This window comes from Novosphingobium sp. Leaf2, from assembly GCF_001421325.1.
GTDB lineage: Bacteria > Pseudomonadota > Alphaproteobacteria > Sphingomonadales > Sphingomonadaceae > Novosphingobium.
Genome location: NZ_LMJY01000017.1, coordinates 275,037 through 286,147 on the forward strand (window position 1 = coordinate 275,037; position 11,111 = coordinate 286,147).

An 11,111-nucleotide genomic window follows, 5' to 3' on the forward strand; every position below is an offset into this window, starting at 1 on the left:
AGGCCATCATTGCGTCTGTTGTTGCTGTTGCTGGATAAACGCCAGCTCGGACTTGGCGACGGGGCTGTCCGGATCGTCCTGCAGCGATGCCTGATACGCCTCGCGTGCACCCTTGAGATCGCTTTGCTCCACCAGCATGTAGCCGATGCCGCGCCGCGCGCCCGCCCGCATCTGCTTCCTGCTCGCATCGTCCGGGGCCAGTTCCGCATAATCGAGCGCTGCGCGATACGCCGCCATCGCCTTGTCGTTCTGCCCGGCGGCGCGATAGCTAAAGCCCAGTTCGATGAAATAGTGGGCGTGCTTTGGTGCCAGGGCGGTGAGCTGCTCCAGCGCCGCCAGCGCTTCCGCCTTGCGGCCCAGTTCCACCAGCGCATAGGATTTGGTGAAATACGCCTCGCACACTTCCGGGCCCAGCACCACGGCAGAGCGTTTCTGCTGCGCCGCCGACACGAGATACAGGAGTGCCTCCTGCGCGTTGGGACCGCAGAATACCACGCGTTCGGACCGTGCCTGTGCGATCTGTGCATCGAACCGGGTGAGCATCGGCGCCAGCATCGTGAGCGCCTGTGCAGACTGCTTTTGCGCGATGAGGCCGGCGGCTTTCTGCACCAGCGCCATGTCGGCATCGGCGGTGGGACTGGCCGCGGTGGCGGGCGCGGTTTCGGCCAGGACGGGCAGAGCCGTCGCGGCAAGGTTCATCGCGATTGCGGTCAGGACGGACTTTCTCATTCACGTAACCCCCCGGCTCGTCAGTCCCGGGCACAGTAGGCCGGTGACGGCGTTCGGCAACCGGTTTTGCGATTGGTGGACAAATCCACCCGCACTCTTGTTCGCGGGGCGCGGTTGGGCAATCACGCCCGCCATGTCTATCCTCAGCGACAAATGGATCCGTACACAGGCGCAGGAGCACGGCATGATCACGCCGTTCGTGGAAGCGCAGCGGCGGGACGGTTGCATTTCCTACGGGCTGTCGTCCTACGGCTACGACGCGCGCGTCGCGCCGGAGTTCAAGATCTTCACCAACGTGAACTCGGCGGTGGTGGATCCCAAGAACTTCGACGAAAACTCCTTCGTCGATCGCACGACGGACGTGTGCGTGATCCCGCCCAATTCCTTCGCGCTGGCCCGTACGGTTGAATACTTCCGCGTCCCGCGTGACGTGCTGGTAATCTGCCTTGGCAAAAGTACCTATGCGCGCTGTGGAATCATCGTGAACGTCACGCCGCTGGAGCCGGGCTGGGAAGGACACGTTACGCTGGAGTTTTCGAACACCACGCCGCTGCCCGCCAAGATCTATGCCAACGAGGGCGCATGTCAGTTCCTGTTCCTGAAGGGGAACGAACCGTGCGAAACCAGCTATGCCGATCGGGCCGGTAAATACATGGGCCAGCAAGGGGTTACGCTGCCGCGCCTGTGATGCGGGAACAAAGGGCCGGTACGGTCACTTCTCTTCGCATCAGATAAACAGGCCGGGAGACGTGCAGTGTCGAAGATAGCCGCCATAATCGGGCGCATTCTGATCGCCATCATCTTCATCTTGTCCGGCGCGGGCAAGCTGGCAGACCTTTCCTCGACCCAGGCCTATATGGCTTCGCACGGGCTTTCCGCGCAGTTCGCGCTGCCGGCGGCGCTGTTTGAGCTGATCGCCGGGTTGTGCCTTGCCGCCGGTTTCATGGTTCGGCTGGTATCGGTCCTGCTGATCGGCTTCGTGGCGCTCACGATCCTGTTCTTTCATTCGCAGATCGGTGATTCGGATCAGCGGATCGAAGCGCTCAAGAACCTCGCCATCATCGGTGGCCTCGCTCTTGCCTTCGCGCACAGCCACATGTGGAGCCACTACTACGCAATCCGCAGCCAGCGCCGCGGTGAAGTTGCCGCGCGCACCGCTGAAGAGCGCGTGCATGACGCCGAACTTCGCGCTGCCCGCGCCGAAGCCCGCGCCGAAGCACTCGAACAGGGCGGCGTCGCCACCACCACTGCGGCTTACGAACCGCGCACCGTCGTTACTGACGTAAACCACGATGGCGTTCCCGAAGTCCGTCGCCGTCGCTGGTTTGACTGGTAAGCTGACCAAACCCCAATCTTTGATGGGGCGATGCAAAGCGCGTCGCCCCATTGACGTTTGCGGCGAATCGCAGCAATAGCGCCGCTCCGGCATGCCGGGCGGTTAGCTCAGTTGGTAGAGCATCTCGTTTACACCGAGAGGGTCGGGGGTTCGAGCCCCTCACCGCCCACCATCCAAAACACACGTAATTCAAGGCCTCCCACCCTTCCGGGTGGTGAGGATTTTGTTGTTGTCGGCGGTAATGGTCAGCAAATGGCCAGCACGCCAACGGGTCGCCTCGCGCTCCACCTGCGCCCACAGTTTGGTCAGCGCCCGATTCGTCGCCTTCATTTTCAGCGGGTCGACGTGGGCATAGATGTCGCTGGTGCTCTCCGGCGTGTCGTCCTTGTCCTTGTGCCCGAGTAGGGCGCTGATCTGCTCGCCCGGTACCGCCTGGCCGCGAAGGTAGGTCGCGAAGGTGGGGCGGATCTTCTTCTGGATAACGGCAGTCGGCAGTTCCAGCTTCGAGCGCATCGTGCGCCACCAGATCTTGCGCGACTTCACCGGTGCCGCGCCGGGCCACACGGCGAACAGCTTCTGGAGCGGCTCGATCACCGGCACGATGGGGTTCCGCTTGTCGGTCCGCGGCCAGTCTGCCGGGTGCAGGTCAGCCACCTCACCGCGCCACTGGCCCGCCGGGTTGAAGGCCAGCAGCGCGTCAGGGCGGCCGGCGGTGCCAATCATCAGCCATATCCACGCCTGCACGTCGGGCTCGTGATCCGCGAAGGCGACGATCGCGCCCAACTGAGCCGGGGTCACCCGAACCGCCGCCTTCCGGAAAAAAATTCAGTTTAGCAGAAGGAATCTTCCTCACCGGGTCTCCTACATGCCAGAACGGGAATTCAATCTCGGCACAGATCCGGTGAAGGAGGGTGTCACGCCAAGAGAGGCAGACGCAACAGGAGCAGGCGGCGAGCCTGCCCGGAGGCGCCGGATCGCGGTCTGGGTCGCGCGCGAGATCATGCCGCATGAGGCGCGCATCCGCCGCTGGCTCGCGCGTTCGCGCCTCTCGCCCGAGGATATCGACGAAGTTATGCAGGAAGCCTACTGCCGGATAGCCATGCTGCCTTCGGTTGATCACATCGACCAGCCGGTCGCCTACATGTCGGCGATCGCCCGCAATCTGATGCTGCGCCGCCTCAAGCGCCAGCAGGTGGTGGTGTTCGAGGCCGTCAGCGAGATTGAGACTTGGCGCGACGACAGGACCCCTTCGCCCGAGGAACAGGCCGCCAGCCGGATGAGCTACGAGCGGGTTATGGTGATCATTGCCGCTCTGCCCGAACGCTGCCGCCGCGTGGTTGAACTGCGCAAGATCGAGGGCTGGAGCCAGAAAGAGATCGCCACGCATCTCGGCATGACCGAGAAGGCGGTGGAGAAACAGGTCTGGACCGGGGTGCGCGCCATCCGCGACGCTTGGCTGAGCGTCGAGGCGCTGGGCGAAGACCGCATGCGCGCCTCCGAACTACGGGCCTCTGCGCAGGAGGGAGGCCGATGGTGACCGCCGCTGCCGAAAGGGTTCGCGACGAAGCCGCGCAGTTCGTCGCCCGTATGGACGCCGACACCTGGAGCGCGACGGACGAAGCCGAACTGCAGGCATGGCTGGACGCCGATCCGCTGCGCCAGGGCCTGCTGCTGCAGGTACAGGCGCACTGGCTGGCGCTGACGCCCGCAGCGCAGAACGCCCCGGCCGAAATCGACGAAGCCAAACCCGAGGTCGCGACGGCTTCCGGCTCCTTGACCCGCTGGGGGCGACGCGGTGTGATGGCCGGGATGGCGGCATCTGCGGCGCTGGCCTTCACGGGCTGGCGCTGGATGCAGACCCCGGCCGCCTACACCACGCGGCTGGGCGAGATCCGGCGGCTGCCACTGCCGGACGGCTCGGTGATGACGATGAATTCGGGCAGCGACTTGACCGTGGCGATGGCACCGCAGGCCCGCGAGATCGACTTGCGGCAGGGCGAGGCATGGTTCGAGGTCGCTAAGGACGCGAAACGCCCCTTCGTAGTCGCGGCGGGCGACGTGCGCGTGCGCGCGGTGGGCACCGCCTTCTCGGTGCGGCGGCGCGAGACGGGGGTGGAAATCCTCGTCACCGAAGGCATCGTCGAGACTTGGGCCGAGGGCGACCGCGGGCTGCGCATGCGTCTGGAGGCGGGCGACCGCGCGATGATGAGCGCCCATGCGGTGATCGATTACGAGACCGGCATTTCCTCTTCGGTCGACCGGGCGCTGGCATGGCGCGGCGGGATGATCGACCTCGACGGGCGCACGCTCTACGACGCGGCGGACGAGTTCAACCGCTACAACAGCCGCCAGATCATCATCGCCGACCCCCGCGTGGCGCGCGAGCAGCTGGACGGTCTGTTCCGGGTCAACGATCCCGAAGGTTTCGCGGCCGCCGTGAAGGCAGGCCTTGGCGTATCGGTGGACACCAGCAACCCGGCGCTGATCCGGATCGAGGGAAGCGGGGAGTAGCCGCACGAAAATCCTGATCCGCGCAAATTTTTTCACTTTCCCCCGGAAGGATTTCACAGCAGCAGGTCTCTTGAAAAACACAGGCGGAAAAAAGTCCGTCGGACAGGGGAATTGGGAGGGATCATGAAGATTTCCACGCTGCGGGGCGCGTTGTTCACGTCTGCCGCGATCGTATGCACGATATCGTCGCCGGTGCAGGCCGCCGCCCAGACGCGCAAGTTCGCGATCGAGGCGCAGCCTGCCGAAACCGCGATCACCCAGCTTGGGCGGCAGGGTGACATACAGATCATCGCCGCACGGCGGCTGACGCAGACGGTGCGCACCAATGCCGTGCGCGGCGAGATGAGCGTCGACGAGGCATTGGCGCGGCTGCTGGCGGGCACCCGCCTCGTCGCCAAGCGTACCGGGCCGGGCTCCTACGCCGTCGTCGCCCGCGCCGGAACGCCGTCGACCACGATTTCCGCGAACACGCCGCGCGCGATGACGCTGACCAGCCTCACCGCTGCACCTGCCGCACCTGCCGCGCAGGAAAGCACCGGCGGTTCCGCCGTGCGTTCCGCACCCGATGCCGAAACACCCGACGAACCGGCGAACGGGACCGAAATCCTCGTCACCGGCTTTCGCGGCAGTCTCGCCAAAGCGCAGGACCTGAAGCGTCGCGCGGTGAACCTCACCGAAACCATCATGGCCGAGGACATGGCCAAGATGCCCGACCTCAACCTTTCGGAATCGATCCAGCGCCTGCCTGGCGTCGCGATCTCCCGCGAGGGTGGCGAGGGTCGCAACATCACCCTGCGCGGCTTCTCTCCGGACTTCACCCGCACGACGCTGAACGGGATGGAAGTGCCCGCGAGCAGCGACGGCCTAGATTCCGGCGGCTTCACCATCAACGCAGGCCGTGCGTTTGATTTCCACGTCTTCGCGTCCGAACTGTTCAACCGCATCGATGTGCAGAAGACCCAGCGCGCCTCGATCGAGGAAGGGGGCATCGCCGGCACGGTCGATCTCTATTCGGCCAAGCCTTTCGATTTCAAGGGCTTCCACATGGTCGGCTCGGCACAGGGCGGGTACAACACGATGACGCGCAAGGTCGATCCGCGCGCCACCGTGATGATCTCCGACACTTTCGCCGACGACAAGATTGGCGTGCTGTTCTCCGCCGCCTATTCAAAGCGGACGGTCTATCAGGAAGGCTTTTCCAGCGTGCGCTGGACATCGCCCTACGTGAACGGTGACAGCTGGGCGGACACCAACCCCACCGTCACCGGCACGCCCGAGAACTGCGGCGCCGCCGACCGTCTCGACTGCCTGTGGGCGCCACGCCTGCCGCGCGCGGACTTCTTCGGCAACAACCAGAAACGCCTCGGCCTGACCGGCTCGATCCAGGCCAAGCCGATCGACGGGCTGACGCTCAGCTTCGACGCGCTCTACTCGCAGCTCGACAACGACCGCTACAGCTACAACTCGATGGAATGGCTGCTTACTCACGGCACCCCGGGCAACTTCGTGGGCCAGACCCCGCTGTCCTTCACCGTCGCGCCTGACGGCAAGCAGTTGGTCGCTGCCGCCTTCGACGACGTGACCTCGTGGTACGAAAGCCGCCACCAGACCTCGACGTCCAAGTTCCGCCAGTTCGTGTTCTCGGGCGACTACGAGGTGGCGAGCAACCTTAAGATTGACGCCATGGTCGGCAAGGCACGCGACACCGCTGACCGCACCGAACTGCGTTTTTACGCCCGCTCGATCCCGCACTACTATGCCTACGACTATTCGGACAGCAAGGACGTCGCCAAGGTCGATTACGGGTCCTACGATCCCAACGATCCAAACAACTTCATCAATGCTACAACCCCCGCCAACCGCCTGAACAACGTAGTGAAGGACAATTTCACGGCCAAGACCAACGCCACCTTCACGCAGGGACGCTTCACCGCGCAGGCAGGCTTCGCCTACAACCGCCGCCTCGTGCGCTATTCCGAGGCACAGGGTGACCTCCCGACGTTCGATCCCGCCGACTACATGACCAGCTTCCCCTACAGCCATTTCGGCAGCGGCGTGGTCTCGGGTGGGCTGCCGACTTTCGCGGTGATGGATTTCGACAAGATCGGCTCCTCCGGCCTGATCTCGGGCAACTACACCACCAACGTCGCGGCTGGCTGGGAGGTGGTTGAAAAGACCACCGGCGGCTACGGCGAAGTGACCGGCGAGATCGACATCGGTTCCATGATCCTGCGCCTCGACGGCGGCGCGCGCTGGGTGCGCACGGACGTGGAATCGAGCGCGGTTATCTCCGGATCGCCGGTCGACGTGAAGCGGCATTACGACAACTTCCTGCCTTCGTTCAACGCGGCGCTGAACATCACGCCCGACCTCGTAGCACGCTTCGCTTATGCTCGTTCGATGACGCGGCCGGGCCTCGCCTCGCTCAACATCGCCGCGCCCGTGTTCGAGTACACCACGCGCACCGTCAGCAACTTGGGCAACCCGGCGCTGAAGCCCTACCTGTCGAACGACTTCGACCTCGGCTTCGAGTGGTACTTCAGCAAGGGCGGCCTGTTCGCGGTGGGTGTGTTCAAGAAGAACATCATCAGTTCGCTGACCACCTCTGTGGTGCAGCAGTCGGTCCCGCAGGAATACTGGGCTGCGATCTACGCTGACCCGCGCTACGACCCATCGTACCAGGCAGACCCGGCGACAGCGCAGTACACGTTCTACAGCACCGTCAACTCAGCGAACGGCAACAGCGTGAAGGGACTGGAAGCGACGCTCAACGTGCCGTTCACGTTCCTGCCAGGCGCGCTGTCATACTTCGGCATCGCGTCCAACTACACCCATGTGACCGCGCGCGATTCCACGGGCCTGTCGCCCAATTCGTACAATTTCACGGCCTATTATGACACCGGTAACCTCGGTCTGCGCCTGTCGATCAACAAGCGCGACGACTACCTCCTGAGCGAACCGGGCGGCAACGGCCATGTGCAGGAGCGCAAGTACGGTCCGACGCAGGTGGACTTTTCAGCCTACTACAACCTGACCAAGCGCCTCAGCCTCAACTTGCAGGGGATCAACATCACCAACGAGAAGGAGCGCATCTACGGCACCGGCGACGGCACGCAGTACCTCGTGCGCGAATTCTCGAAAACCGGCGCGCAGTGGTTCGTCGGCGCGCGCTATCAATTCTGACAACCTTCAAGGGCCGCTGCCAACCCCTCCGGCAGCGGCCCTCTTTTTCGTTTGGGGAGTGTACCGAGTGTCGATTGGCAAGCGCATGGCGGGCCTGCTGCTCGCCGGAAGCCTGATGTGGGGTCTGTTCGAGGGGCCGGCAAACGCGCGCGAGGTGGACGACAGTTATACCATCGGCCAGCGCTTCGTCCGCTACCAAGGGCAGTACCCCGGCATCGCCTGGCCAGGCGTGACGTTCGGCCAGGGCCAGTCGGTGCTATTCGACCGGCCCTACAAGAACACCGGCACCCGCGACCTGCATATCGACGTGTTCCGCCCCGTCGGCGCGGCCAGACGGCAGGGCATCGTCCTCGTCCACGGCGGCGGCTGGCAGGCGGGCAACAAGTCCCACTTCTACGCGCTGGCAAGCCTGCTGGCGCAGCGTGGCTATACCGTTTTCCTCCCCGAATTCCGCCTCTCCGTCGAAGCGCCATATCCGGCCGGGATGAGCGACATCGGCGATGCGTTAGCGTGGGCGCGTGACCATGCCGTCGAGTTCGGCCTCGATCCAGCGCACATCGCGGTGGGCGGCGCGTCCTCGGGTGGGCAGATGGCCGCGCTGCTTGCCTATGCCGGGCCGTCCGGGCTGTTCGGGCCGGGTGCCGGGCGCACCGCCAATGCGCTGGTCGACCTCGACGGCGTGCTCGATTTCACCACCGCCTCCGCGCTCTCGTTCGAGAATGCCGCAGGCGATACGTCCGCTGCCGGGCGCTGGCTGGGCGGGTCCTACGAACATGCCGCCGCGAAGTGGCGCGAGGCGAGCGCGGCTAGCCATGTCGGCGCGAAATCCCCGCCGACGCTGATCGTCTCCAGCGGTATCCCCCGCTTCACCGAGGGCAAGGACGCCGTGCTTGCCGATCTGAAGCGCCATGGCATCGCGCACCGCTTCCATGCGTTCAGCAACGCCCCGCACGATTTCTGGCTTTTCGAGCCGTGGCTGCCGCAAGTCGCGCAGGAGATCGACACCTTCCTGTCCGCGCTGCCGGAGGGCGCTTCTATATGAGATACCTGCCTCTCATCGCCGCACTGTTGCCCGCCAGCGCCTTCGCCGCCGCAGCGCCGGACAAGACTGCCCCGGACGAATATGCCGTGCGCCCCTCGTGCGAGGCCAGCGCCTTGCCGTGCTACACCGCGCTCCAGCGCGCGCTCGATGCCGCCGCGCGCGATACTTCGGGGCGGTGGATCACCATCCGCGTCGCGCCGGGGGACTATGCCGAAAAACCCGTCATCGCGCGCAACCGGGTGCGCCTTATCGGCAGCGGCGTCGCAGCCACGCGCCTGCATTTCGGCGAAGTCGCGCAGACTGCCGGGCGCTATCACCGTGCCGGATGGGGCACGCCGGGATCGGCGACGCTGACGATCAATGCGAAGGATGTGATCGTCTCGGGCCTCACGGTCGAGAACACGTACGATTACCTCGCCAACGACGCCCTGACCGCGGAGGCGCAGATCAGGAACCCGCAGGCTCTGGCGCTGCTGCTCGATACCGGCAGCGACCGGGTGCGGCTCGATGGCGTGGCGCTGCTGGGCTATCAGGATACGCTTTTTGCCAACGGCGGCCGCGCGCTGGTGAAGCGCAGCCTGATTGCGGGCAACATCGACTTCATCTTTGGCAACGGCCAGCTGCTGATCGAGGATAGCGAGATCCGCTCCCGCCGCCGCGCCGCGCCCCACGTACCGGGCGAGTTCCAGTCCTTTATCGCCGCGCCTTCCACGCCCTCTTCGCAGGAACACGGCATCGTCATCTACCGCTCGCGCCTGACCCGCGAGGACGGCGTGCCGGACGGAGCGGTGGCGCTCGCCCGGCCTTGGCACCCGACCACGAAGTTCGCAGACGGGCGCTATGCCGATCCCGAAGCGATCGGGCAGGTCTCGTTCATCGACTGCTTCATGGACCGCCACATCCACCCGGATCACTGGACAACGATGAACGGCACCGCGCGCGACGGCACCCCAACGCAGGTGTTTCGCCCGCAGGACTCGCGCTTCTGGGAAACCGGCTCGCACGGCCCCGGCGCAAAGTCACGCGATATCGGCATGAGATGGAAACCTGGGAAGGACATCAAAAAGAACTGGCGCGACATTGCAGGGTGGACCATTCCAACATCACAGTATTGACCCCCCTCTAACGCCGCTTGATTTGAGACCATCCGGGTAACCGCAGGCTTCCCCCCCCCGAAACCTGCCAGAACACAAACGGTCAACTTTTGCTATCCAGAATGCCAAAGCAGACCGACCGCACTTGGGAACGGAAATTCCGCTGCTCAATGACCGAGAAGGGTCGGTAACAACCGCTTTCTCCGCTGCGAAATCAGATGTCTGATCCCGCATCTACGCTAGCGGAGAGCCGATCGATCAGGTTGTGCGGGTCAAGGCCTAACAGTTTTGCGATCGCCAGAAACTCCACCACGTCCAGCCGTCGTTCGCCGTTTTCGTATTTAGAGACAAAGGATTGAGGCTTTCCAAGGCGGTCGGCCAAATCCACTTGGCGTAACTGCGCTGTCCTTCGGCCCTCGATCAGGGCCTGCAGAAACGCCCCATAGGGCTCGGAGAAAACCGACCGCGACATTGTGTCGAGGCCTAGAACCTGTTTTAGTATATCCCATTTTGGGATATTTGCAGGAGAATTGGCTTGGCTCGGAGACTGATTTTTATTCTCATCGGCATTGCTGTTCTGGCAATCTTCACCTTCCAATTTGCTAGCGTCAAAATTAATGCCCCCCAGACCCCGCCAACGCCGACGTAAGCAAGCCCGATCAAGCGGCGTTAGCGGCGCAAAAAGCGATCCGAGCAGAGCCGAAGGTGAAAGACTTGCTGTACCAACCCGGCCAAGCGGTTGAATGGCAGATTGGTGTGCTCGACGATGGAACAAGCCGAGTTGGCTACGCTAACTAGGGCGCGGACTCATTACGCATTGCACCACAGTCGCACGCAGATGAGCTTGATGGCAGCGAGATAGTTGGCAGCATCCTTTTCGTATCGAGTGGCGATATCGGCGATGACGAGCAGGACGCCTNTAGGGCGCGGACTCATTACGCATTGCACCACAGTCGCACGCAGATGAGCTTGATGGCAGCGAGATAGTTGGCAGCATCCTTTTCGTATCGAGTGGCGATGCCGCGGAACTGCTTGATGCGATTGAAGAAACGTTCGACGAGATTGCGCTGGCGGTAGAGCCACGACGAGAATCCGAAGCGTTGCTTGCGGTTGGAACGGTTGGGAATGTTTGCCCAGATGTTCCTGGCCGCAGCCGCCTCGCGGATGGCGGTGCTGTCATAACCCTTGTCGCCCAGGAGAGTAGCGCTTTCGGGAA

At 63.9% G+C, this 11,111-nt stretch carries 11 protein-coding genes and 1 tRNA gene; 8 read left to right on the plus strand and 4 right to left on the minus strand.

Annotated features, from left to right (window positions below; translation table 11 throughout):
- Positions 1 to 6: 6 nt before the first annotated feature.
- Positions 7 to 729 (minus strand): tetratricopeptide repeat protein, encoded by a 723-nt coding sequence (locus tag ASE49_RS13000; protein WP_082456462.1) that lies wholly within the window; start codon positions 727 to 729, stop codon positions 7 to 9.
- 133 nt (positions 730 to 862) lie between these two features.
- Between ASE49_RS13000 and dcd the strand changes: the two genes are divergently transcribed.
- The 3 genes from dcd (at position 863) to ASE49_RS13015 (ending at position 2,237) form a co-directional block, all read left to right on the plus strand.
- Entirely contained in the window at positions 863 to 1,417 is a 555-nt protein-coding gene (gene dcd / locus ASE49_RS13005) for a dCTP deaminase (RefSeq protein ID WP_056773153.1), read from the plus strand.
- Between the two features lie 66 nt (positions 1,418 to 1,483).
- Positions 1,484 to 2,065: a DoxX family protein gene (locus ASE49_RS13010; RefSeq protein ID WP_056773156.1), complete on the plus strand. Its 582-nt coding sequence runs from the start codon at positions 1,484 to 1,486 to the stop codon at positions 2,063 to 2,065.
- Between the two features lie 96 nt (positions 2,066 to 2,161).
- Positions 2,162 to 2,237: transfer RNA gene (locus tag ASE49_RS13015), tRNA-Val, on the plus strand.
- A gap of 17 nt (positions 2,238 to 2,254) precedes the next feature.
- On the opposite strand, the gene ASE49_RS13020 is transcribed toward ASE49_RS13015, so the two are convergent.
- Positions 2,255 to 2,863: a hypothetical protein gene (locus ASE49_RS13020; protein WP_200922038.1), complete on the minus strand. Its 609-nt coding sequence runs from the start codon at positions 2,861 to 2,863 to the stop codon at positions 2,255 to 2,257.
- Between the two features lie 67 nt (positions 2,864 to 2,930).
- On the opposite strand from ASE49_RS13020, the gene ASE49_RS13025 reads away from it, so the two are divergent.
- The 5 genes from ASE49_RS13025 to ASE49_RS13045 all read left to right on the plus strand — a co-directional run bounded on the left by ASE49_RS13025 (position 2,931) and on the right by ASE49_RS13045 (position 9,916).
- Positions 2,931 to 3,602: an RNA polymerase sigma factor gene (locus tag ASE49_RS13025; RefSeq protein WP_235522984.1), complete on the plus strand. Its 672-nt coding sequence runs from the start codon at positions 2,931 to 2,933 to the stop codon at positions 3,600 to 3,602.
- The gene (locus tag ASE49_RS13030) at positions 3,596 to 4,576 is read left to right on the plus strand and encodes a FecR family protein (protein ID WP_056773170.1); all 981 of its coding nucleotides are present in this window, start codon (positions 3,596 to 3,598) and stop codon (positions 4,574 to 4,576) included. Before ASE49_RS13025 ends, ASE49_RS13030 begins: the two co-directional genes overlap by 7 nt.
- Before the next feature lie 123 nt (positions 4,577 to 4,699).
- The gene (locus ASE49_RS13035; protein WP_056773172.1) at positions 4,700 to 7,759 is read left to right on the plus strand and encodes a TonB-dependent receptor; all 3,060 of its coding nucleotides are present in this window, start codon (positions 4,700 to 4,702) and stop codon (positions 7,757 to 7,759) included.
- A 67-nt stretch (positions 7,760 to 7,826) separates the two neighbouring features.
- The gene (locus tag ASE49_RS13040; protein ID WP_235522985.1) at positions 7,827 to 8,801 is read left to right on the plus strand and encodes an alpha/beta hydrolase; all 975 of its coding nucleotides are present in this window, start codon (positions 7,827 to 7,829) and stop codon (positions 8,799 to 8,801) included.
- Complete coding sequence (locus ASE49_RS13045) at positions 8,798 to 9,916, plus strand: pectinesterase family protein (protein ID WP_082456463.1); 1,119 nt, start codon at positions 8,798 to 8,800, stop codon at positions 9,914 to 9,916. The genes ASE49_RS13040 and ASE49_RS13045 overlap by 4 nt, the downstream gene beginning before the upstream one ends.
- 193 nt (positions 9,917 to 10,109) lie before the next feature.
- Here ASE49_RS13045 and ASE49_RS13050 read toward each other — a convergent pair whose 3' ends face one another.
- Complete coding sequence (locus ASE49_RS13050) at positions 10,110 to 10,493, minus strand: helix-turn-helix domain-containing protein (protein WP_200922040.1); 384 nt, start codon at positions 10,491 to 10,493, stop codon at positions 10,110 to 10,112.
- Positions 10,494 to 10,830: 337 nt separating this feature from the next.
- The coding region (locus ASE49_RS13055) for an IS5/IS1182 family transposase (protein WP_056773178.1) at positions 10,831 to 11,111 on the minus strand (281 nt) is incomplete at its 5' end.